The sequence below is a fragment of the Gottfriedia sp. NPDC058432 genome (assembly GCF_042721555.1).
GTDB lineage: Bacteria > Bacillota > Bacilli > Bacillales > Bacillaceae_G > Gottfriedia.
Genome location: NZ_JBHXLC010000012.1, coordinates 1 through 21,658, shown reverse-complemented (window position 1 = coordinate 21,658; position 21,658 = coordinate 1). Strand labels below are relative to the sequence as shown.

Sequence of the window (21,658 nt, the reverse complement as noted above, 5' to 3'; positions counted from 1 at the left end):
CAGCATAGATAGTTTTGATTATATCAAAAAAATAGGGAAATATTCAATCTCTATTAGCAGTATATGTCGAATGAAGTTTAGAAGGTCTAATTAAAGCTATCAATAATAGAAGGAATTTTTTCAACAATCTTAACCCCTTTTTCAGTTACATACGTAACAAAATGGGATAGTCCTTTACCAACAACTGTAAAATAATTAAATGCCCCTAATCTATCTAAATGATCTTCTCTAATTGCTAGTCCTTCTTTCGTGTAATCTTTTCCAAAAAGTACTGGACCAGCTTTCCCATCTTCTTTTGAGATTTTTACTACATCATCTACATGATAGTAATCAGTCGAAGTAACTTTACTTATTCCGTCTTTCGCAATTTGCATACAAGTAATAATTGTTATAGAAAAAATGATGATTAGCGTAAAATACCGAACCATATATTTCATTTGTTTCTCCTCACTTACGAAATATTAATGAGTATATGAGCCAATATTATCTTGATTAATTTTAGAATGCAGTGCAGCGTTCATACCGCCAGCAATAATATTTGCCATATCTTCAATAAATGTATCCACTTCTTTTGGTGTAACCATTAAGTTATGACCTAGTGGTGACAATACCTCATGAATCAGTTTTCGTTTTTCATTCTCTTCTAGCGTTCCTACAATCCCCATAAATGCCATTCGTTCCTTTTCACTAGGCATATCTTCGTCGGTATACTTTTTCTTTTCTCCAAATGCCATTCCAGAAGGGATTAGCGCTTTAGCAGGCTTGTCTCCCTCTTTTATTTCTCGTCCAAAATGTTTTAAAATGAAGTCAATTGTATCACTTGTAATAGCAACAGCATCAACAACGGTTGGAACGCCTATAGCAATTACCGGAATACCTAGTGTTTCCTTACTTAATTCCTTACGTTTATTTCCTATTCCAGAGCCTGGATGAATGCCATTATCTGTAATTTGGATAGTTGTATTAACTCGCTCAATGGATCTAGCTGCAAGTGCATCGATCGCAATGACAAAATCAGGTTTTACTTTATCAATGACACCCGATATAATATCGCTCGTTTCAATACCAGTAATTCCCATTACACCAGGAGATAAAGCACAAACTGGACGATAACCATCTTGTACACTTTCAGGCTGTAATTCAAAAAGATGCTTTGTAACAACTAAATTTTCAACAACCATTGGACCAAGTGCATCTGGTGTCACATTCCAATTACCTAAGCCGACGACTAAGCAAGTTTGATCTTCCGTAATTCCTAAATTTTTTAAGAAAGCAGAAAACTCGTTTGCAAAAACCTTTTCAACTTTTTCTTGAAGGTCAGTATCTTGTTCACGAATACCTTGAACTTGAAGTGTTAAATAATTCCCTGGCTTTTTACCGATTCTTTCAGATGCCGATTCTTTAATATGAACATGAGAAATACTTACACCATCTGCTTCACGTTCTTTAACGATTACGCCGGTAATTTCTTCCTTTGTCTGTTCACGCTCCTCGAGCATCTCTTTTGCCTCTACTGCTAAATCTGTTCGAACACTATATTGACTTAAATCCAACTCACTCATTTATCTAGCCTCCACAATACTCATCGAAATTTAACAATTCTCTTCTTAACTAGTTTAGCTAGATGTTACCAATTCTAAACGAATTGTTTATTTTTCTTTTGAAAAGGCGAAAATAGCTTTATGAATTCTATTGCCAAATGGGACTTGTTTTGATAAAATAAGTTTTGTTCTATTTGTATTCGAGGCAAATTTCTCGACTGCATTCGGGAGGTGAAAGGTATGCCAAATATTAAATCAGCTATTAAACGTGTAAAAACAGCTGAAGCTCATCGTGCTCACAACGCATCTCTAAAATCAGAAATGCGTACTGCAGTGAAAACTGTTGAAGCTTTAGTTACTAATAACGAAACTGAAAAAGCGCAAGAAGCTTTATTAACTGCTTCTAAAAAATTAGACAAAGCTGTTAACAGCAATCTAATCCACAAAAACGCTGCTTCACGTCAAAAGTCTCGTTTAGCTAAAAAAGTTAACGCTATGAACGCGTAATGAATTAAATGGTGTCTCATCTGAGACACCATTTTTTCGTGCAATAAAGTTTTTCGCTGATCTTTTTTTAATCTAATCAGATGATTTAGAAATTCATATTAATAAAAATGGGTTTGCTTATCGAATAAGTTCATTACATTCTTGAATCAAAAACTCCATATAGTCAATTGCATCTTTTCTTCTTTTATAAATTGATTTGTAATATGATTTTTTATGATCAGTTCGTAATCTCATTGACTCCTTTATAATCTTATGCCATCTTTTGGGTACCGCCTCTAAAACATATTCACCTGCTCCTACTTTCGATGTAATATCTTTTTCTTTAAATGTGTAATAAAGTCGAGAAACTCCCAAAATCCCCCATTCAATACTTCTTAAACTGACAAACAAACTCAAGTATTTAACTGTAGGGAACTTCTTACAATCATTAACCCAGCTAAGCCAATAAGAATTAAGATTATCTCTCATATTAGATAGTAGAGTATCCCAATTAACCAAAATATCCACATTTTCAATTTTTAGCCCTTTTACAGTTATACCGTATTTTTTTAATTGAAAAGTATCTATTGAATTCTTTTCAAATTTATTTAAACCTTGAAACTTCCCATCATTGAAACGAATACATAATTTCCCTTCTTCATTTAAGGACTGTATATCTTCATTAAGAATATACCATCCATCCAAAATTGAATTAGGAAACTTTCTTTGCACATCTTTATGAATTTCTCTCAGTATTTTTACATCGGCATCAGATACTTTGCGATTAACAACTGCTATAAAATCGATATCGCTAAATCCATTCTTAAAAGCACCTAATGTAATCGATCCATAAAGATAAAAGGAATCAATTAAATTAGGTAATTTCAAATCAAAATATTCAAAGTATGTATCTAATACAACTTTTATTTCTTTAGGAATTTCCTCCATTTAGTCATCTCCCAAATACCACTTATTGGTAAAATTTAATAATTACTACATTATAACAAATTGTAAAAGCTGTAGACTGAAAATTGCAGCTTTTTATTTCACAAAAAAATAGCAGTCCAATTTTATGCAATTGGACTGCTATTTTTTTTAAAAATTTAAGATAAATTTACTAACCATTATTTATTTAATTGAAGAATTAACATCTCAAGGATCATAATTTTATCTCCTTGACCAGTCTTCATTTTATAATCAACTTCAGCAATTAATCGTATTGCTTCTTTTAATTCACTTGCTTGAAAATTATTCGCTTGTTTTTGCCCATAAAATACCCTTCCTGGAGATACGCCAACTGCAGAAGCGATTTGATTATTTGAGTACCCACTACTTGATAATTGTTTTATTCCGTACAATAATCTAAACTGGCTAGCTAACAATGCAACTATTTTTATCGGTTCTTCACCTATAAATAACAATTCATGAAGAATTTTAAGCGCATCAGTTGTCTGCCTTACTGCTGTTTTTTCAATAAGAGAAAAAACGTTTTGTTCAATGGTTTTTGCTACCATCATTTCCACAAGTTCAGCATCAACTTCGCCTTCATCACCGATAAACAATTGTAGCTTCTCACATTCAAGTTTTAATATCGATAAATTATTTCCAACGAGTAGTTTTAATTTTTCAATTGCTTCTTTAGTAATCCTTACATTCCCAGTGAACCGCTCTTTAATCCAGCCGTCTAAATTGCTCGTTTCAACAGGATGACACTCAACTAGCTCTACTTGTTTTTTTAACGCTTTTGTTACTTTTTTTCGCTCGTCCAATTTTTCAAAAGGAGCAACAAAAACAACAGTAGTAAAAGGTGCAGGATTTTCAATATAATCAAATAATGGTTCTATATCTTGTACAATTTTTTCTTTTTGAGCTGTTAAAAACAAACATGATTTTATGATGATGACTTTGTTGCCGCCAAAAAAGGACGGTGTTTGAGCATCCTCAAGAGCTTCACTTAAATAAGCCTCTTTTAAATCATATGTTTGATAGTTAAAATCATCAATTTCTCCTTGTAAAGCTGCTTTCACGATTAAGTTTTCCGCTTCTTGAAGTAAAAAATCTTCAGTACCTACCAATAAATACATTGGTGACACATTCTTTTTCAATTTTTTATGTAAATCATTAATCATGTTTTGCTCCTCTACACTAATTTTCTTAGTATAGTATAACATGTCCTACATGAGAAGGAAGAGATTAGTAAATACTAATCTCTAATTTATATTAACGTTTTAAATAAAGACCCGGTTTCTTCATTTAAAACGGTATAACTAAAACAAACATACTATGGATTTTTTAGTTATATTGATTTATACTAAAATTGAATTAGGAGGGGTTATTTGTGAATACTTTTGAAAAAAATGTTCAAAGCAAACGTAATGATTCAACAGATTCTGGCGTTGGCTTTGCTGTTTCATTTGGTTTCTTCGCAATTCTATTTATCATCGCAACAGTTGTGGAGTATGTTACGAGATAATACATAGGATCAAATGATTGGACTGCCTCGGCAGTCTTTTTAATTTCCTTCTTGGTTTCTGTTATTTGTTTTACGATATGCTTTAAATGTATAAATGGTACCTTGTCCTCTTTTAAATTCATAAGTTATTGCACCAAGTTCATCAGTACGTAAGATTTTTACATTGTACTTTTTTAATCGATTAAGTACTTCTTTTGTTGGGTGACCATATCTATTTTTTTCCCCAACGGAAATAATGCCAATTTTAGGCATAACTGCTTTAATAAATTGTTCAGAAGTAGATGTTTTGCTTCCATGATGCCCTATTTTCAAAACATCAGCCTTTAAATCATGATACATAGAGATCAGTCGATTTTCTCCATTTTCATCTAAATCACCTGAAAACATCCAATCCTTCCCACCTATGTGTGCCCTTAGAACAATTGACCCTTCATTTTCCTCACCTACATAATCTTTGATTGGCGAAACAACTTGAAAATAATTCGGACCGATTTTCCACCCCATACCTTCGCTTATTTTTTTAATCTCGACTCCCTTTTTTATAGCTATATTAATTCTTTCTTTTTCTGCTGAACTAAAATTCGCCTTGTCTCCTACAATTAATTGTTTTACATGAAATGATTGTAGTACTTCCTTTCCGCCTCCAATATGATCAATGTCACCATGTGTAAATATTAATTTATCTATTTTACTAATTCCTTCTCCTTTTAAAATTGGAATCAATAAATCATTGCCTGTTGAAAATGGTTTTTTTCGCTTCATCCACGTTTCTTCTTTTATAGTTAACTTACCTCCCGTATCAATTACATAATTCCCTTTATTAAAAGGCAATTTTATAAGAATACAGTCACCTTGACCAACATCAATAAACATAATCTTTCCAACTGGGTTAATAGAGGAATAAAATAAATGCCCGCTTATAAGAATAAAAAATCCAATCAGGCAATTATTAAACAACTTCTTCCATTTCTCACTTTCCATAAAGAATAAAATTAAAAATATTAATGCTATATACAAAAGTAGAATTCCTTTGGATGGATGTATAAAAATCAGCTTAATAAACGGTAATTGCATGCATATATTCAGTAATTGATCTGACAAGTTAATAAAGTATGTTAACAGTAATGTTAACTGTTCGCTTATTTCTAAATTAATAAAACTTAAACTAAAACAAAAAATACATAGTGGCATAATAATAAAACTAATATAAGGAATAAAAAGTAAGTTAATTATTATACTGTATGGTGATAATTCGTGAAAATTAAAAAGTAATATTGGGATTGACACTAGTTGAGTAATACCCGATGTATAAAGAGCCCTTGCATACCAGGATTTGTAATTTAAAATTTGTTCAGACGTTAAAACAAGTACAAAACTTGTTACAAAGGAAAATTGAAATCCAATATCATCTAAATAATTTGGTTTTGCAAATAACATGATTATACAAGAAATGAATAATAGCGAAGTAATGTCAACTTTCATTTTTGCTAACTTGTAGAAACAAACTAGAACACCTATAATAACTGCCCTGACAACTGATGCTGAAGCACCTGCTAGAAATCCATACGATATAATACACAAAATTGTTATAAATAAGCTGGTTTCTTTCGTTACGCCAATTCTAATTAATAAAAAATAGATGACAAGACTCAACAAACTAATATGAGAACCACTAATCGCAAGTAAATGCACAATTCCCACTATTTGATATTGAGATTCTGTGATTGCATTCATTTTTGTTCGGTCCCCAAAAAGGAGTGCATTAATATAACCTTCTGTATTGGAATCAAAATTCATCTCTACATATTTAATTAAGCCATGTCGGCTATAATTTATTGATTGAAGGATGGTTCGATTTCCATTTTCACAATCCTCAAAACTATTTGGATTTGCAGTAATTATCCAGTGAATTCCTTGATTTAATAAATACTTCTTATAATTAAATAAGTATGGGTTTGAATTTTCTAAAGGCAATGAAACTTCACCTTTTACTTCACATATTTCACCTATTTTTCTTTTTTGAAAAACTTTTAATTGTTCTTTTTTATTAGCAAAACTATTTAATAAGATTTCTTGGTTTTGGAGTTTAAATGTAAATGAAACTTTATTACCATCTATTATTGGAGTAGAAGTGATCTCACCACGGACATTTTGCGAGGGCTTTGGTTGAGGGGAATTCACCTTATTGTTTTGTAGATAACATATACCAGACGTAAAGCATAGCGAAATAATACAAATTAATAAAAGTAGCCATTTTTTCTTTCCGACTAAAAAAATCATTAAAATGAGAAATATTAAGATAAAGAATAAATTATAGCTCTTAAAAAAGATGATTGTAATTATTTGTACAAAAACAACATAAGCCAGATAAATACTCATTTATTTTAGCGTATGACAATAAACTGAGTCATTTTTTCAAGGGATTTTTTGCCGATTCCATTGACAGATTCTAATTGTTCTACTGAAGTAAATGGTCCGTTCTCATCAATATAATCTAAAATATTTTTTGCTTTTGCTGGACCAACACCCGGTATTTTTTCCAAATCTGCCTGTGATGCATGGTTTATATCGATCATCTCATTTTGTTTGGTTTCATCCCCTCTTTTAGTAATAATCGTTTGATCGGTTTCTTCTCCAATGAACGGTACATAAATGACCATCTCATCAAATATTTTTTCGGCTAAATTAACCTTATTAACATCAGCTTTTTCTTTAAATCCACCCGCCAATTTAATCACGTCAAAAACTCGTTCTCCTTCGTTACATTGGATTACACCTGGTTTTTGTATTGCACCTTTTACATCAACCATAAATACTTTTGAAATCACTGGCATCTTAACTTCTTTTTTCTGATCATCGTTCTTCTTTACTATTTCTTCTTCAAGTGGTTTTTTCGCAAAAACCACCTCATTTTTACGCTCAGTTTGATAAAAATTTACAACTAAAATACCAACAATTACGAGAGCAATCCAAACTAGTTTATTATGAATTAACTTTTTCATTATTAGTCCTCCATTTTAACTTATATCATTATTTTCGACCTTGCTTCATATAGTGTAGGAGAGAATGTATGCAAAGGAAGGGATGTACTCATGAACGTAGGAATCATAGGTACAGGAAATATGGGCACTATATTGCTCAATGGATTTATAAAATCAAATGCCGTGAAGCCCTCCGAATTAACTGTTACAAACCGCTCAATGTATAAAGCTTATGAGCTAAAAAATATATATCCTGATTTAAATGTTGTTGAGACTGCTAAAGAAGTAATTACCGCTTCTGATATTGTATTGGTGTGTGTAAAACCTTTAGAAATTCAGCCACTTTTATCATCTTTACAAAAGCATTTCACTAAAAAACATTGCGTTATATCGATCACTAGTCCGATTAATGTTGAACAATTAGAAGCGATATTACCTTGTCAGGTTGCACGCGTTATTCCAAGCATTACGAATCAAGCATTGAGTGGAGTAACTTTAGTTAATTTCGGGAATAGGTGCACGGCCAAAAGTAAGGAACAAATAATCGAACTTTTTTCGAACATTTCTAAACCTGTCATGATTACAGAAGATATCACAAGAGTTTCATCGGATATCGCAAGCTGTGGACCCGCATTTTTTAGTTACTTACTTCAAAAATTTATCGATGCAGCTGTTTGTCAAACTTCGATTTCAAAAGAGCAAGCAACGATTTTAGCAGAAGAAATGATTATTGGCTTTGGTAAACTAATTGAACAAAAACATTTTACGCTTGAAACACTTCAAGAAAAGGTATGTGTAAAAGGCGGAATTACTGGAGAAGGTATTAAAGTATTAGAAGCACGAGTAGGAGATTTATTCGAAGAAATTTTTGAGAAAACACATGATAAGTTTGATAAGGAAATTGAGCGTGTAAAGGAACAATTTTGATTAATTTAAAAATGATTATACCGCTTTACTCCATTCGTTACAAAAATACAAAATTCAATTTTGCAGGTCTAATAAAGTAAAAAACCCTTTAAGAAAAGGAATTTTCTTAAAGGGTTTTTTTATTTTTTCATTGCTATAAAAAAGATTCGTTCAGTAGCATCATCTACAGCTTCATCGAAATCTGCTATGATTTCCTTCACTTCAAATCCAGTTTGATTTAATAATGATTTATACGTATTGATCGGAAATGTTCTTTGATTGTGATATTCCTCGAAGCGTTCATATAAATCACGATTTTCATCTTTCATAAAGAAAACTAAATCATGTTCAACACTTAATGGATGTTCCCCTTGCGTACAAGACCAGACTAAGCTTAACTCTGCATCATCAATAAAAAATGTCTCTTCACCAAAGATTTCTTCAATTTTATAAGGAGAATGTACATCAAATAAAAATAAACCATTATCTTTTAAGCTTTCATTTACTTTTATAAAGGTTTGTTTTACTTGATCTTCTGTTTCTAAATAATTAAGTGAATCACAGAAAATTGTTACACAATCTAATTGATCAAAACCTTCTAATTCCATCATATTTTGTTGAAAAAAAGGTATATTAACTTTTTCCTGTTCTGCTTTTGCCATTGCGACACTTAACATTTCCTCAGATAAATCTACCCCGCTAATTGAATAGTTCAATTTAGCCAATAAGATGGGTAATGTACCAGTTCCACATCCTATATCTAATATTGAAGGCTGAAGCACTTCATATTTTTGAAATACATTTTTTAGGAATTGAACCCATCTTTCATAAGGGACATCATTCATTAATTGATCATACAAATACGCGAAGCGATTGTATGTCATGAAAGAAGCTCTCCGTAAACATCAAGAGAAGGTGCATCTCCCCATAGTTTTTCTAAGTTGTAATAGTTTCTTTCGTCACGATGGAAAACATGAACTACAACGTCACCGATGTCTACTAATACCCAACGAGCTTCGTCAAATCCTTCTAAACGTTTAACATCTTTACCATTTTGTTGAGCTTGATCTTTTACTTCTCTTGCAATAGCTTGAACTTGCTTATCCGAATTACCGTGACAAATAATGAAATAATCTGCAATTGCAGAGATTCCTTTCATATCTAATACGACTAAATCCTCAGCTTTTTTATCATCAGCAGCATTTACAGCTAGCATCATTAATTCTTTTTCATTCATTCTTTTTATTCCCCCTGGCTTTTAACTTGCTTTAATATTGAGTTATATGTTTTAACCGTTAATGGGTAGACTGTTTGTTCTTTATCAATCAAAAATGTAATTGTATTTTTTAATGCAAATAATAAAGCTCGATCTAAATCTTGATCCGCTAATTCACGAGCTTCCTCTACACCTGGAAAATTACGATTAGGTTCAATATAATCTGCTACATAAATTACTTTATCTAATAAAGTCATCTCTTTATGACCACTTGTATGATATGTGATTGCTTGTAAAATCTCTTTATCATCAATCCCATATTCATGTTCAGTAAGAAATGCACCAACAGGAGCATGCCATAATTCTTTATTATACTTTAAAAGCTTTAATGAAAGTTTATTTTCTTCCATGATCGATTCTAACTCTTTTATCGGCATACATTTTGCGACATCATGGAAAATTGCAGCTAATTCTGCTTTTTTTACATCCGCACCGTACTTCTCGGCAAGTCTAACTGCAGTTTCCATTACACCGATAGTATGTGTAAAACGCCCGTTTGTTAGTTTTTCTTTTACAAGTGAAAGTGCTTTTTGTTTATCCATTAATCCGCTTCTCCTCTAATTAACGGTATTTAACATATTAAGGTAGTACGATTGTTTTATTTTCTTTAGACTCTTTATATAGAACAATTGTATGTCCAATTACTTGTACTAGTTCAGCATTTGAACCTTCAGCTAACTGCTCTGCTACATCATAACGATCATCATCGCAATTTTGAAGTATGCTTACTTTTAATAGTTCCCTTACTTCAAGTGCTTCTGAAATTTGCTTAACCATATTTTCATTAACTCCACCTTTACCTACTTGAAAAATAGGGTTTAAGTGATGAGCTTTCGAACGTAAAAATCTTTTTTGTTTACCTGTTAACATTTTGTTCCTCCAAGTTTTCTTTCTAATAATGAGTATGCATCAATCGTATTTGGAAAAATTCCCGTCCACTCTTGAAATGCTAATGCTCCTTGATAAATAAACATCGGTAATCCGTTTTGTATAGTCGCATTTCTTTCTTCAGCTTCTTTTAAGAATACTGTATTAAATGGGCTATATATTAGGTCCGATACAATTGCATCTGGTGATAAATTAGTTAGCGCTAATGGCGTACTATTTTCATTTGGCTTCATTCCAACAGAAGTTGTTTGAATGATAAGAGAAAAGTGACCTAAATGTTCTTCAGCATCTGAAATAGACATAATATTAACTTCATTCATCAGCTTACCATCTAGTAGATCCTCTGCTTTTTCTATTGTTCGGTTTGTGACTGTAATATGCTTAACACCCAAGTGCAGTAAACTATAAAGGATCGCCCTAGCAGCACCGCCTGCACCGATAATCAAAATCTTTTCTTCTTCAATCGGATTTTTCAAAACATAGGATAAGCCCCTACAATACCCCATACCGTCAGTATTTTTACCGTACAGTTTTCCATTTTTATTGATAACTGTATTAACAGCTCCAATCGCTTTTGCCAATGGATCAATTTCATCTAAGTACTGCATAATTTCTACTTTTAGTGGAGCTGTAACATTAAATCCTTTTACAGTTGAACGAAATTCTGTCATAACTGATTCTAATTCTGTTATCCCAACTTCTTTTGCTGAATAGTGCCCCGGAATTTGATTAGAGCCAAACCATTCATTATGCATAGTTGGTGACATTGAATGACCAATCGGTTGACCGATTACATAATATTGGTCTTTCATTTCTCTTAGCCCCCAAATTATTCTTATATAATAGAATTACGTAGAGTTACAGCTACTCCTTTTGGTACATAAGCTACTATTTTTGCACCTGGTTCATTCACTGTGATCCAACCTAACCCTGAATAAACTATATCAGTTTTAGCATCTTTTATCATAAATTCATGCTTCACTAATTTAGGAAGTTCATTTATTTGTTCACCATATGGTGGAACTAATAATTCCCCAGCTTGTCTTTCATATAAATCATCAGCGTTTTCTTGTTTAGTACGATGAATTGTTAATTCGTTTGAGAAGTGACAAGTAAAAGAACGTCTTCCACCCTCTAAATAATCAAAACGAGCTAACCCACCAAAGAATAATGTTTGTCCCTCATTTAATTGATAAATCATAGGCTTAATTTCTTTTTTCGGTGTAATAATCTTTAAACCTTTTTTATCAACAAAATGAGCCATTTGATGATGATTAATAATACCAGGTGTATCAATTAGATCACTCTGATCATCAAGTGGGATTTGAATCATATCAAGTGTTGTGCCTGGAAAATGCGATGTAGTAATAATATTACTATTTTCTTCACTATAACGTTTAATCATTGTGTTGATAAACGTTGATTTCCCAACATTTGTACAACCTACTACGTATACATCCTTACCTTCACGATGCTTCTCAATACTTTCAGCTAATTCGTCTATACCAGTGCCTTTTACCGCACTAATTAAATGAACACCTGCAGGTTTAAGCCCCCAACGTTTTGCAGTTCCGCTCATCCATTGCGTAAGCTTATTTTTCTTAACTGACTTCGGAATTAAATCTGCTTTATTTCCTACTAATAATATTTTGTTATTTCCGACGAATCGATTAATTCCATTTAACCAGCTGCCAGAAAAATCAAAAACATCAACTACTTTGATAACAAGACAGTCCTTAGAACCTATCCCATTTAAGATACGAATAAAGTCAGAATCAGTCAACTCTACATCTTGAATCTCATTATAGTTTTTTAAACGGAAACAACGTTGGCAAATAATCTCGTCTTTTTCTAATGAAGATGGAGGTGCATATCCAAGCTTGTTTTTATCCTCTGTTTGAATTTCAACCCCACAACCAATACATCTTACTTCTGTATTACTCACTTTTTATCCTCCCATTGTAGTAATCCTTGCTTCCTTAAAGATGAAAGAATTCTACGTTCTACCATACGATTAAATCTTGTCCAAATTCCATCCGTGCTTGCAACCGGAACAACTAAAATAGTATGAATTCCTTGTCGATTGCCTCCAAATACGTCTGTAAGCAATTGATCTCCAATCATCACGACTTCATTTGACTTTAAATTCATTTGTTTATATGCCTTTTTATATGATGTAGCGAGTGGCTTACGTGCACGATGAATGAATGGAATTCCTAAAGGATCACAAAACTTTCCAACACGCTCAGCATTGTTATTCGATACAACCGTAATTTTAATCCCTGCATCATCCATGCTTTTGAACCATTTCGTTAGCTCTGGAGTAGCTAATGGACGGTCCCATTCTACTAACGTATTATCTAAATCCGTAATGATTCCCTTAATTCCTAAGCCTTTTAAATGCTCAGGCGTAATTGCATAAACATTATTAACAGTTTCACTCGGTAAAAATTTATTAAACATTATTACACCTCAATATATTCTTAAAATCGTTCGACAAATAACTACAACCATTCTAACTGTGGATAAATCTATACACATTATCCTTAGTCCAAGAACCTACCTTTTCAGAATATATAAACAAATTACCCACAACTTATCCACCTATTTCTGTGGATAAACGAACGATTGTTCTATTTTTAAAAATTTGATACAGTAAGTTTACGAAGAAATTCAAAAAACTTTACTCACTCGGAGGTGAATGCCCAACCGGGCAAAAAATATGTACAAATTAAATGATGAGTTGTTACTTGAGTCGTACAAAAAAGCTCTTGGTTTACAGCTTGATCCTGCTTTCATTTATTTAATTGAAAAAGAAATAAAACGAAGAGGATTAGATTTCTATATTAAAAAAACATCTTAATGATTTTTATTATTTTCAATATATGCAAATAATACAAGCGAAATTAAAATACAAGCACTCTTTACAATAACAGAAAAAGAACCATCTTTCTATATGATGGCTCCCATTTCGTGAAAAAAAGTGCATACTTAGTGTAATTTACCAAGATTTTGACCAACTCTTATCGCTTCGCCGGATTGAAGTTTCAAATTTGGTGAAAAACTATTAGCTTCAAAAAGTAAAACAACTGTAGAACCGAAAGAAAAATACCCTACTTCTTCACCTTTTTTCATACGCTTTTCTTTTTTGGTTACTACGATTGTGTTAACAAACATAGCACCAACTTTAATCATCGCAACATGTTTATTGTTTTCAGAGCATAATACTTCTGAAATAACTCGATAATTTTTGGAAAGTGGATCTTTACCATACGTTAATCCTGCTTTATTCACGGGATAAGATTTAGCACCTAACTCGAATTGTGAAACAATTTCGCCTTCGATTGGGCTATGTATACGATGATAATGGCTAGGACTTAAGTACAATACCATATAATAACCCTCATCATATTTTTCTGCCATTTCCTTTGAACCTAACATCTCAATAATGCTATATGTCTTGCCTTTAACGACAAATTTAATATCCATTTCAATTTTCCCACAAGACTCTAACACACCATCTACAGGACAAGCTAATTCACTTTCACCAGCATGAATCGGTCTGACATTTTGTTTTAATTCTCTAGTAAACAAGGCATGTAAAGTAGGAAAATCAGTCTCTTTACTTTCATCCATATTTAAATTAAACGCTTTAATATAAGGATTAATAAACAGTCTACTAAATCTAGAAGTAGCAAACCTACGCAAAAGACCAGAAGTAAAACGATTATTCGTCAACTCTATAAACAAACGATAAAAACTTTGTTTCATCAATGTACTCCTAACTAAAATTATATATATAAATTTATAACATATTATTCCAAAACTAACAAAACCATAAATGATCTTACTATTATTACTATCAATTGCTTATTCTTTTAATATAACTTGGACTCTCTACATCTTTGATCCTTGTATAAGGCTCCTGCCATTGCTACTATTACTATTCCCTTTTTCCTAATACCTTAAAAATCCCTATACTATACTTTACTTGTCACTAACTGTTCACCAAGATTTCACACTGAGTTCACATTAAGCTGGTAGAATACTGATGTAATATACATTAGGAGGTTGCCTATGTTGAAAGATCAAAGCTTAGGTGAGTGGACTAACACACTTTTAATATATAAATTTGCGTTAGATGAAATCAATACTAAAATTAGGATTTTAAATGAAGAATTTACTTTAACTCATAATCATAATCCAATTGAACACGTAAAATCACGCTTAAAAAAACCTGACAGTATAATGGAAAAACTTGAGCGAAAAGGTTTAGAACTAACACAATATAATCTAGAAAATTATATGAATGATATAGCTGGCGTTCGTATTAGTTGTTCATTTATTAGTGATATTTATATGATCTATGAACTGTTAAAACAACAAGACGATATTTATATAATAGAAATAAAAGATTATATAAAGAATCCAAAACCAAATGGTTATAAAAGTTTTCATATGATTATTGAAATACCAATTTTCCTTGCTTCTGAAACGAAAAGAGTAAAAGTAGAAATCCAAATTAGAACCGTTGCGATGGATTTCTGGGCAAGCCTTGAACACAAGATTTTTTATAAATACAATAAACAAGTTCCAAAAGCAATTATCGAAAGCTTAAATGAAGCTTCCGCAACTGTAAATTCATTAGACTACAAAATGGAAATGATTAGAGATCAAGTAGAACAGTTGAATTGATTTGAGCAGGATTTTGGAAAGGTCTTAGGAAGATGATAGCTTCGAACCCTCTCTTTTCTTTCCTGTTAATCCGAAAATTAAATTAGAATTGAAGAAAACAAGGTATATCAACATACCTTGTTTTCTTAGTTTTGAAATTTAAAATAGGAACATTAAATAAACAATTACTAATGATGAAATGATCATTTTTTGGATGATCTATCTATTAATGGTTTTAAATTTTAATATGTTAGAGCAATTTTATTGTTCCAATAACACTAGTAATGGGTTTTTTCAGAAGTTACAAATTTTATGAACTAATTTTTAGAAAAACAAATTCAATTGTTTAGTTTATTAATAAATGTTCGATATTAATTGACCAGCAAACTGATTATTAAACAACTGTTAGGATACTCTTAGTAAAGAATATTTGATTAGTATTTATTGCAGACTTTTTTGATGAATAAGTTGATTGGAACGGAGGGGTGCCTCCCCCTCTTTTACAAAAATTTGGTAATTGTTTTTACTTTAATTATTTTTAAGTACCCTTTCAACTATCATATAATTCATTGAAACTCTCATATATTAAATAACAATGGTTTTAAAATAATTAGACTCATTTATTCTATTTCTAGTTCTTTCAGCTTTAAATTTAAGATAAAATAGGATATGTTAGTATAAATATAAATTAGATTAACTAGAAAGTTTGTGAACATAGAACAAAAAATTGGAGGAGCCGATTTGGATAATGAATTAAACTATAAAACAATCATTCCAGAAAATATTCCGAATGAACGTAAGTCCGCCTTAAAAACCCTTGGCTACTATTTTTTAATATTTATTGTTGGTTTGAACTTGCTAATCTTGATTGCTTCAATATGGGGTATGATTTTTGTTAATGTTGCAGATATAAATCTTACTGAAAAACAATTTAATAACCTTGTAAATACCGTTTCAATTTATTCGGATTCAATTTTTGGTGTCCTCAGCTTATTATGGCTATACTATTATACGAAGAAAAAAGGACTACTAACTTTAAGACGAATAAATATAAATGTGATTGACGTTGTAATCGTCTTAGGAGCATACGTGGTTCTTATGGCTTCTTCACAACTTCTTGATGTTATTTTTCAACATTTCAATTATTCAATTGCCACTCCAGATAACCAAAAAGCAGTGGAAGGCTTATTGCGAACTAATCCAATCCTTATGATTATATCAGCGGTAATTCTTGCACCAATTAAAGAAGAATGGATTACACGTAAGTTAATTATTGGTTCAATTTTTAAAAACTCTCCAATCATTGGATTAATTGTAAGTTCATTTGGGTTTGGTTTATTGCATATGCTTGCTGGCTTTTCAATCTATGCATTACTATCTTATTCTTTAGCTGGTTTAATTTTTGGTATGATCTATATCAAAACAAAAAAAATCGAAGTTACGATTTTTGCCCATTTTTTAAATAACTTAGTTTCAATTATTGCTTTTTTTATTGTAAACTAACAAAAAAACGCTCCTAGGGGCGTTTTTATAATGCATTTATGAGGTGTCAAATGAATTATTTATTAATACTAATCGGAGGATTTTTTGGAGCAATTCTTCGTTACATAATAGGTCTATCAATCCATCCACTTTCAAATGGATTTCCAATTCAAACATTTTTAATTAATATCATTGGATGCTTCTTTTTAGGTTTCTTTTTACCAATGGCAAAAGTTAAATTAAAACCTGAATATACTTTACTAATCGGAACAGGATTTACCGGAGCATTCACTACATTCTCTACTTTTTCACTTGAAAATGTAATACTGATGGATGAAAAAAAATTACTAGTAAGTTTAGTCTATATCATCTCAAGTTTAGTTGTAGGAATAAGTTTGGCGTATCTTGGTTTTAAAGTGGCTAAAGAATTCAATAAAGTAAAAGGAGAAACCTCATCATGATTTTTATTGTTGGAATAGGTGGGGGAATCGGAGCAATTTTTCGCTATGCCCTTGGAAACTATGTTAATAAAAAAGTTAAAACAAATTTTCCTGCTGGAACATTCGTTATCAACATACTCGGCTCGTTTATTTTAGGCTTAATAAACCATTTATATCTCGATAAATCGATTTCTACAACAATGTGGTTGTTTATTGGGATCGGAATATTAGGTGGATTTACAACCTTTTCTACATTTGGTTACGAAGCGATTCAATTATTACTGGCAAAAAAGTATAAAACTGCATTATCTTATATCATTTTATCTACTATTATTAGTATTTGCAGTGCATATATCGGTTTTCATCTATTTAGATGAACCGGATTCTAAAACAAAAACCTCTGATCCCAGAGGTTTTTTATTTTCAAGTTTCACCAGCCGAAATCTAATGTTTTACCGGTTTCTGCATATGTTTTTACATTACTTAAAATCATTGGCCACGTAGATTTTGTATTTTCATATGAAGGGTGTTTTTCTGGCCATTGGTCGTTAAGTAGTGTTAATTTTGTGCATTCACCCATCTCTTCAAGTGTAAGTGTAATTCTAGTTTCTAATGCAGCATGATTTTCACGGTAAACTGGGCCAGGATGTTCAGTATAGCTCATCATTTTGTGGGGTTCAAATGCTAGTATTTTCCCATAAACATGCACTGTATGATCTCCATCTTCTCCTGGTCCAATATATTCATATTGTGCTCCGACTTCAAATGTTGATTTTAAAATGCAACCAAAAAAGATAGCCTTTGTTCCTTCTGGCGAAACAAATATGTTCCACACTTTTTCCGGTTTTGCTCCAATATAAAACTCATACTTAAGATCTTCCATTTTCTCATCCTCCATTCGTTTTATGTGTAGAATGATGAATTGACTCTAGATGCCACTTCCATTATATACCAAAAACGGTTCAACTTATTATTTCATTTGTTTTCAAGTATTTATATATTAAAATTAAATCGTACGAAATTTATTTAAAGCTCAAAATCAATTTTAATGAGGGGTGACAAGATGAATTTAACTTATGAAGTGATAGACGAGGATCACATTGAGTTATGTAGAGATTTATGTAATGAATTAATGACTTTTCAGAAGGCAAAAGCGAAGATAAAACCAGAGTTGTTTGATCGTATGAATTTCGATACACGCATGGTTCCTTCAGTAAAAAAAGCTATACATAATTATATTGTGATCGTAAAAGATGAAGATCAAATCGTTGGTTACGTTTATTCGAATATTTCTCCAAAAGAAGTATACTCAAGCGAATTTGCAACTTTTTTTGACCTTTCATCAGTCCATAAAAAGAATGTTGGTTGTTTATCTCAATTTTATATAAAAGAAGAATATAGAAAATATGGAGTAGGCTCTGTACTATTCAAAATGTCAATGAACTGGCTAAAACAATTTGATGATGTAGAGGATTATTTTATCTATGTTTCAAATGGAAATGAGAACGCTCTAGAATTTTATAAACGCAAGGGTTTCTCTGTTAGTCATACAATATTAGATGGTTTTATAACGGTTCTCAGAAGTAACGATCAATTTCAAAAAATTTAAGAAAAGTATAAAAAAAGGTTTCTCAAAATATCTTTTGAGAAACCCTTTTATTTTTATTTACTATTAAAATGCCCAGTTACCATTTCTCATGATTGGTTCAACTGTACCATCTTCTTTAATTCCATCAATATTTAATTCCGCTGATCCGATCATAAAATCAACATGAGTTAAACTTTGGTTGATTCCTAATTTCTCTTGCTCTTCTGATGGTAATTTTTCTCCATCCTTCATATTGTTTGGATATGCTTTACCTAATGCTAAGTGGCAAGAAGCATTTTCATCATATAATGTGTTGAAGAAAATTAAACCTGTATTTGAAATTGGTGAATCATGTGGTACTAATGCTACTTCACCTAGACGGCGAGCACCTTCATCAGTATCTAATAAATGTTGTAAAGTATCATAGCCTTTTTCAGCTGTGAAATCGATAACTTTACCATCTTTAAATGTTAAAGAGAAGTTCTCAATTAAATTTCCACCATAATTTAATGGTAAAGTCGCTTGAACAGTACCATTTACACCATGGCTATGTGGCATAGAGAAAACTTCTTCAGTTGGAATATTAGGATTAAACCATTTTCCATCTTCACTATTCGCTCCGCCACCTTTCCATACATGATTATCTACTAAATCTAGTTTCAAATCAGTACCAGGTGCTGTGTAATGTAAAGTTTTGTAACGCTTGTCATTTAATTCAACAACTTTTTCTTGTAAGAAATCGTTATGTTTAACCCAAGCTTCAACTGGATTTTCATTGTCTACTCGGCAAATTTTGAATACTGAATCCCAAAGTAATTCCATTGCTTTATCAATTGATTCATTTGGATAAACTTTTTCAGCCCATTCAACACATGGAATAGCAACGATTGACCAACGAATTCGGTCAGCCATCATGTATTCACGATAATTATGTAGTGCTTTGCTAGCTGTTTTATTAAAATTTGCAATACGTTTTGGATCAATCCCTTTTAATAATTCTGGGTTTGGTGAAATTACTGATAAAACAGCACCGCCATTTTCAGCTAATTCTTCCATAGCTGTTACTTTCCAGCCTGGGAATTCTTCAAAAACTTCATCAGGAGCTAGTTCGTATTTAGTACGAGTAATTACATCATCATTCCAATCGATGTTTACACTTTTAGCGCCAGCTTCGTAAGCGAATTTTACAACTTTACGAACGAATTCTGCAGCTCCGATTGGTGCATTTATTTGTAATGTTTGTCCTGGTACGATATTAACACCACTTTTTACCGCAAGTTCAGCATATTTTTCTAATGATTTTTCAAACTGAGACATTGATATCCCTCCATGTTTAACGAATTAAAAACCTAACCTACTAAATTATAATATAAAGTTCAGAAAATTGGTACATAAAAGAGACTGACTATTCATTTTTATTTGAAATGTCAGAGAGACCTTAGCAGATTAGCAAATGACTTGATTACTTGTCGCTATTTAAACAAAAAAAGCACTTTCGAAAAGTGCTTTTAAGTGTATAGATAAAGTCCTAAAAACTGATTTTTTATGAAACAATATACGTCTCATAACCATTAACATTTAAGAACTTTTCAGCTTTCTCTCTGTCATTTTCTGTTTGAAGGCTTATTCTTAGTACACCTGGTAAGCCTTCACGTGATTCAATTATCCTTAGATTCGTAATACTTACTTGGTGAATCGATAAGATTGTCGTGATGTTAGCAAGCTCACCAACTCGATCTAAAACGTCTACATACAAATCAAAATAACTTGGGATAGCGCCATTTGCTTTTGCTGGCATGTTGTCTCTAAAATCTTTTGATTCCTTGAAATAGTGAAAGATATCTTCTTGATCCTGGCTTTCAACAAGCTGATACATTTGTTTCATATCATCAATCCAATTTGAAATTAATGAAAGCAATGTATCCCTATTTTGAATCACAATATCAGTCCACATTTTCGGGCTGCTTGATGCAATCCTAGTAATATCTCTAAACCCTCCGGCAGCTAAGGCTGTTACTAAAGGCTCATCCTTCGAATAAGATTTAACTTGTTTTACAAGATTAGCAGCAATTAGATGTGGAAAATGGCTTACCACTCCGGTGATTTGATCATGTGTTTCTTCATCAATTACAACGAAATGTGAACCTGTTCCTTTAAGCCATTCTTTTAATTCATCAATTTGATCATTTTGAGTATTTTCACTTGGTGTCAAAATAAAATATGCATTTTCAAACAAATGAACTTTTGCACTCTCGATGCCAGTTTTATGCGAGCCTGCCATTGGATGACCTCCAATAAAGCAATATCCTTTATCTGTAAGAGTCTTCGAATGCCTCATAATTTCACTTTTCGTACTACCTACATCAGTTAATATGACATCATTCTTTAGTTCATAATCACTTAACATATGTATATATTTTATTGACTCCTCAACAGGGCAAGAAAAAATGATTAGATGAGCCTTCTCGGCACAGTCTTTAAGCTGTACCGAGATTTCATCTAAAACTTGAATTCTTTTACCAATTTCAAGTTGTTTTTCGTTTATATCATATCCAATTATATTTACATCATGAACTTTTTTTATTGCCAAGGCAATTGAGCCTCCGATTAATCCTGTGCCAATTAAAAGGACGTTCTTTTTCAAGGCATTCACCGCCTATCCTTCATTAAGTAATATTATTTATGATTGTAGTTTTGCACGGAAGTCTTTTAACTCAAACATAAATTCTTCAAATTGTGGGATATTCATTTGTTGAGCTGAATCTGATAAAGCAACTGCTGGATCAGGGTGTACTTCAGCCATTACTGCATCTGCTCCAATTGCTAAAGCTGCTTTTGCTGTTGGTAATAGCAAATCCTTACGACCAGTAGAATGCGTAACATCTACTACTACTGGTAAATGTGTTTCTTTCTTCAGAATCGG

The 21,658-nt window shown here is 31.8% G+C and carries 26 protein-coding genes and 1 pseudogene; 9 read left to right on the top strand and 18 right to left on the bottom strand.

The features are described 5' to 3' along the window. Positions 1-86: 86 nt before the first annotated feature. A complete protein-coding gene (locus ACFWM3_RS13755) occupies positions 87-437 on the bottom strand; it encodes a DUF3679 domain-containing protein (protein WP_390311682.1) in 351 nt (116 codons plus the stop codon). Positions 438-461: 24 nt separating this feature from the next. Continuing rightward, complete coding sequence (gpr, locus tag ACFWM3_RS13750; RefSeq protein ID WP_056472823.1) at positions 462-1,562, bottom strand: GPR endopeptidase; 1,101 nt, start codon at positions 1,560-1,562, stop codon at positions 462-464. Positions 1,563-1,781: 219 nt separating this feature from the next. Here gpr and rpsT point away from each other — a divergent pair, with 219 nt between their 5' ends. Further along, entirely contained in the window at positions 1,782-2,048 is a 267-nt protein-coding gene (rpsT, locus tag ACFWM3_RS13745; RefSeq protein ID WP_056472820.1) for a 30S ribosomal protein S20, read from the top strand. A gap of 117 nt (positions 2,049-2,165) precedes the next feature. On the opposite strand, the gene ACFWM3_RS13740 is transcribed toward rpsT, so the two are convergent. Together ACFWM3_RS13740 and holA are read right to left on the bottom strand one after the other, a co-directional pair. Further along, positions 2,166-2,975, bottom strand: a complete 810-nt coding sequence (locus tag ACFWM3_RS13740; RefSeq protein WP_390311681.1) for an aminoglycoside adenylyltransferase domain-containing protein — start codon at positions 2,973-2,975, stop codon at positions 2,166-2,168. Between the two features lie 176 nt (positions 2,976-3,151). Continuing rightward, positions 3,152-4,156: a DNA polymerase III subunit delta gene (gene holA, locus ACFWM3_RS13735; protein WP_390311680.1), complete on the bottom strand. Its 1,005-nt coding sequence runs from the start codon at positions 4,154-4,156 to the stop codon at positions 3,152-3,154. 209 nt (positions 4,157-4,365) lie between these two features. Here holA and ACFWM3_RS13730 point away from each other — a divergent pair, with 209 nt between their 5' ends. Next, the gene (locus ACFWM3_RS13730) at positions 4,366-4,500 is read left to right on the top strand and encodes a YqzM family protein (RefSeq protein WP_082459515.1); all 135 of its coding nucleotides are present in this window, start codon (positions 4,366-4,368) and stop codon (positions 4,498-4,500) included. 39 nt (positions 4,501-4,539) lie between these two features. On the opposite strand, the gene ACFWM3_RS13725 is transcribed toward ACFWM3_RS13730, so the two are convergent. Together ACFWM3_RS13725 and ACFWM3_RS13720 are read right to left on the bottom strand one after the other, a co-directional pair. Further along, entirely contained in the window at positions 4,540-6,879 is a 2,340-nt protein-coding gene (locus ACFWM3_RS13725) for a DNA internalization-related competence protein ComEC/Rec2 (protein ID WP_390311679.1), read from the bottom strand. Positions 6,880-6,884: 5 nt separating this feature from the next. Then, on the bottom strand, positions 6,885-7,502 hold the full coding sequence (locus ACFWM3_RS13720; RefSeq protein ID WP_390311678.1) for a helix-hairpin-helix domain-containing protein: 618 nt from the start codon (positions 7,500-7,502) through the stop codon (positions 6,885-6,887). 90 nt (positions 7,503-7,592) lie between these two features. Here ACFWM3_RS13720 and comER point away from each other — a divergent pair, with 90 nt between their 5' ends. Then, positions 7,593-8,408, top strand: a complete 816-nt coding sequence (gene comER / locus ACFWM3_RS13715) for a late competence protein ComER (protein WP_335473929.1) — start codon at positions 7,593-7,595, stop codon at positions 8,406-8,408. Between the two features lie 119 nt (positions 8,409-8,527). Here comER and ACFWM3_RS13710 read toward each other — a convergent pair whose 3' ends face one another. The 7 genes from ACFWM3_RS13710 to ACFWM3_RS13680 are packed head-to-tail and all read right to left on the bottom strand — an operon-like array spanning position 8,528 to position 13,014. Next, positions 8,528-9,271, bottom strand: a complete 744-nt coding sequence (locus ACFWM3_RS13710; protein ID WP_390311677.1) for a class I SAM-dependent DNA methyltransferase — start codon at positions 9,269-9,271, stop codon at positions 8,528-8,530. After that, positions 9,268-9,624 (bottom strand): ribosome silencing factor, encoded by a 357-nt coding sequence (rsfS, locus tag ACFWM3_RS13705; RefSeq protein WP_056472801.1) that lies wholly within the window; start codon positions 9,622-9,624, stop codon positions 9,268-9,270. The genes ACFWM3_RS13710 and rsfS overlap by 4 nt, the downstream gene beginning before the upstream one ends. A gap of 5 nt (positions 9,625-9,629) precedes the next feature. Beyond that, positions 9,630-10,205 carry a bis(5'-nucleosyl)-tetraphosphatase (symmetrical) YqeK gene (gene yqeK / locus ACFWM3_RS13700; RefSeq protein ID WP_056472798.1) on the bottom strand — a complete coding sequence of 192 codons (576 nt, stop codon included), beginning with the start codon at positions 10,203-10,205 and terminating at the stop codon, positions 9,630-9,632. Positions 10,206-10,242: 37 nt separating this feature from the next. After that, positions 10,243-10,533, bottom strand: a complete 291-nt coding sequence (gene yhbY / locus ACFWM3_RS13695; RefSeq protein WP_056472795.1) for a ribosome assembly RNA-binding protein YhbY — start codon at positions 10,531-10,533, stop codon at positions 10,243-10,245. Then, positions 10,527-11,363, bottom strand: coding sequence for a shikimate dehydrogenase (gene aroE, locus ACFWM3_RS13690; protein WP_390311676.1), 837 nt, complete (start codon positions 11,361-11,363; stop codon positions 10,527-10,529). The genes yhbY and aroE overlap by 7 nt, the downstream gene beginning before the upstream one ends. A gap of 23 nt (positions 11,364-11,386) precedes the next feature. Next, positions 11,387-12,496 (bottom strand): ribosome biogenesis GTPase YqeH, encoded by a 1,110-nt coding sequence (gene yqeH / locus ACFWM3_RS13685; RefSeq protein WP_390311674.1) that lies wholly within the window; start codon positions 12,494-12,496, stop codon positions 11,387-11,389. Next, positions 12,493-13,014: a YqeG family HAD IIIA-type phosphatase gene (locus ACFWM3_RS13680; protein WP_056472787.1), complete on the bottom strand. Its 522-nt coding sequence runs from the start codon at positions 13,012-13,014 to the stop codon at positions 12,493-12,495. The genes yqeH and ACFWM3_RS13680 overlap by 4 nt, the downstream gene beginning before the upstream one ends. Before the next feature lie 259 nt (positions 13,015-13,273). On the opposite strand from ACFWM3_RS13680, the gene sda reads away from it, so the two are divergent. Beyond that, complete coding sequence (gene sda / locus ACFWM3_RS13675; protein WP_056473113.1) at positions 13,274-13,414, top strand: sporulation histidine kinase inhibitor Sda; 141 nt, start codon at positions 13,274-13,276, stop codon at positions 13,412-13,414. A gap of 128 nt (positions 13,415-13,542) precedes the next feature. On the opposite strand, the gene ACFWM3_RS13670 is transcribed toward sda, so the two are convergent. Beyond that, positions 13,543-14,322 (bottom strand): phosphatidylserine decarboxylase, encoded by a 780-nt coding sequence (locus ACFWM3_RS13670; RefSeq protein ID WP_056472784.1) that lies wholly within the window; start codon positions 14,320-14,322, stop codon positions 13,543-13,545. A 306-nt stretch (positions 14,323-14,628) separates the two neighbouring features. Between ACFWM3_RS13670 and ACFWM3_RS13665 the strand changes: the two genes are divergently transcribed. From ACFWM3_RS13665 to crcB (ACFWM3_RS13650), 4 genes are all read left to right on the top strand, one after another. Next, on the top strand, positions 14,629-15,246 hold the full coding sequence (locus ACFWM3_RS13665; RefSeq protein WP_390311673.1) for a GTP pyrophosphokinase: 618 nt from the start codon (positions 14,629-14,631) through the stop codon (positions 15,244-15,246). Between the two features lie 720 nt (positions 15,247-15,966). Beyond that, positions 15,967-16,728 carry a CPBP family intramembrane glutamic endopeptidase gene (locus ACFWM3_RS13660; protein ID WP_056472778.1) on the top strand — a complete coding sequence of 254 codons (762 nt, stop codon included), beginning with the start codon at positions 15,967-15,969 and terminating at the stop codon, positions 16,726-16,728. Between the two features lie 50 nt (positions 16,729-16,778). Next, positions 16,779-17,168 carry a fluoride efflux transporter CrcB gene (crcB, locus tag ACFWM3_RS13655; protein ID WP_390311672.1) on the top strand — a complete coding sequence of 130 codons (390 nt, stop codon included), beginning with the start codon at positions 16,779-16,781 and terminating at the stop codon, positions 17,166-17,168. Continuing rightward, positions 17,165-17,524 (top strand): fluoride efflux transporter CrcB, encoded by a 360-nt coding sequence (crcB, locus tag ACFWM3_RS13650; protein ID WP_390311671.1) that lies wholly within the window; start codon positions 17,165-17,167, stop codon positions 17,522-17,524. Before crcB (ACFWM3_RS13655) ends, crcB (ACFWM3_RS13650) begins: the two co-directional genes overlap by 4 nt. Before the next feature lie 53 nt (positions 17,525-17,577). Here the strand turns inward: crcB (ACFWM3_RS13650) and ACFWM3_RS13645 are convergent, their stop codons facing one another. Then, positions 17,578-18,030, bottom strand: coding sequence for an SRPBCC domain-containing protein (locus tag ACFWM3_RS13645; RefSeq protein ID WP_390311670.1), 453 nt, complete (start codon positions 18,028-18,030; stop codon positions 17,578-17,580). 180 nt (positions 18,031-18,210) lie between these two features. Between ACFWM3_RS13645 and ACFWM3_RS13640 the strand changes: the two genes are divergently transcribed. Next, a complete protein-coding gene (locus tag ACFWM3_RS13640; protein WP_390311668.1) occupies positions 18,211-18,756 on the top strand; it encodes a GNAT family N-acetyltransferase in 546 nt (181 codons plus the stop codon). Positions 18,757-18,819: 63 nt separating this feature from the next. Here ACFWM3_RS13640 and ACFWM3_RS13635 read toward each other — a convergent pair whose 3' ends face one another. The 3 genes and pseudogenes from ACFWM3_RS13635 to ACFWM3_RS13625 form a co-directional block, all read right to left on the bottom strand. Beyond that, positions 18,820-20,052 (bottom strand): aminopeptidase, encoded by a 1,233-nt coding sequence (locus ACFWM3_RS13635; RefSeq protein ID WP_390311667.1) that lies wholly within the window; start codon positions 20,050-20,052, stop codon positions 18,820-18,822. A 226-nt stretch (positions 20,053-20,278) separates the two neighbouring features. Further along, entirely contained in the window at positions 20,279-21,379 is a 1,101-nt protein-coding gene (locus ACFWM3_RS13630) for a prephenate dehydrogenase (RefSeq protein WP_390311666.1), read from the bottom strand. A 36-nt stretch (positions 21,380-21,415) separates the two neighbouring features. Further along, positions 21,416-21,658: pseudogene (locus ACFWM3_RS13625) on the bottom strand (bifunctional 3-deoxy-7-phosphoheptulonate synthase/chorismate mutase); the annotation flags it as partial.

Coding starts and splice junctions, on each gene's coding strand:
- crcB (WP_390311672.1), top strand. CDS start 16,779: ATGAATTATTTATTAATACTAATCGGAGGATTTTTTGGAGCAATTCTT.
- ACFWM3_RS13645 (WP_390311670.1), bottom strand. CDS start 18,030: ATGGAAGATCTTAAGTATGAGTTTTATATTGGAGCAAAACCGGAAAAA.
- ACFWM3_RS13680 (WP_056472787.1), bottom strand. CDS start 13,014: ATGTTTAATAAATTTTTACCGAGTGAAACTGTTAATAATGTTTATGCA.
- crcB (WP_390311671.1), top strand. CDS start 17,165: ATGATTTTTATTGTTGGAATAGGTGGGGGAATCGGAGCAATTTTTCGC.
- ACFWM3_RS13755 (WP_390311682.1), bottom strand. CDS start 437: ATGAAATATATGGTTCGGTATTTTACGCTAATCATCATTTTTTCTATA.
- ACFWM3_RS13665 (WP_390311673.1), top strand. CDS start 14,629: ATGTTGAAAGATCAAAGCTTAGGTGAGTGGACTAACACACTTTTAATA.
- rsfS (WP_056472801.1), bottom strand. CDS start 9,624: ATGAATGAAAAAGAATTAATGATGCTAGCTGTAAATGCTGCTGATGAT.
- ACFWM3_RS13635 (WP_390311667.1), bottom strand. CDS start 20,052: ATGTCTCAGTTTGAAAAATCATTAGAAAAATATGCTGAACTTGCGGTA.
- sda (WP_056473113.1), top strand. CDS start 13,274: ATGTACAAATTAAATGATGAGTTGTTACTTGAGTCGTACAAAAAAGCT.
- ACFWM3_RS13670 (WP_056472784.1), bottom strand. CDS start 14,322: ATGAAACAAAGTTTTTATCGTTTGTTTATAGAGTTGACGAATAATCGT.
- rpsT (WP_056472820.1), top strand. CDS start 1,782: ATGCCAAATATTAAATCAGCTATTAAACGTGTAAAAACAGCTGAAGCT.
- holA (WP_390311680.1), bottom strand. CDS start 4,156: ATGATTAATGATTTACATAAAAAATTGAAAAAGAATGTGTCACCAATG.
- comER (WP_335473929.1), top strand. CDS start 7,593: ATGAACGTAGGAATCATAGGTACAGGAAATATGGGCACTATATTGCTC.
- ACFWM3_RS13740 (WP_390311681.1), bottom strand. CDS start 2,975: ATGGAGGAAATTCCTAAAGAAATAAAAGTTGTATTAGATACATACTTT.
- ACFWM3_RS13640 (WP_390311668.1), top strand. CDS start 18,211: ATGAATTTAACTTATGAAGTGATAGACGAGGATCACATTGAGTTATGT.
- gpr (WP_056472823.1), bottom strand. CDS start 1,562: ATGAGTGAGTTGGATTTAAGTCAATATAGTGTTCGAACAGATTTAGCA.
- ACFWM3_RS13710 (WP_390311677.1), bottom strand. CDS start 9,271: ATGACATACAATCGCTTCGCGTATTTGTATGATCAATTAATGAATGAT.
- yqeK (WP_056472798.1), bottom strand. CDS start 10,205: ATGGATAAACAAAAAGCACTTTCACTTGTAAAAGAAAAACTAACAAAC.
- aroE (WP_390311676.1), bottom strand. CDS start 11,363: ATGAAAGACCAATATTATGTAATCGGTCAACCGATTGGTCATTCAATG.
- ACFWM3_RS13725 (WP_390311679.1), bottom strand. CDS start 6,879: ATGAGTATTTATCTGGCTTATGTTGTTTTTGTACAAATAATTACAATC.
- ACFWM3_RS13720 (WP_390311678.1), bottom strand. CDS start 7,502: ATGAAAAAGTTAATTCATAATAAACTAGTTTGGATTGCTCTCGTAATT.
- yhbY (WP_056472795.1), bottom strand. CDS start 10,533: ATGTTAACAGGTAAACAAAAAAGATTTTTACGTTCGAAAGCTCATCAC.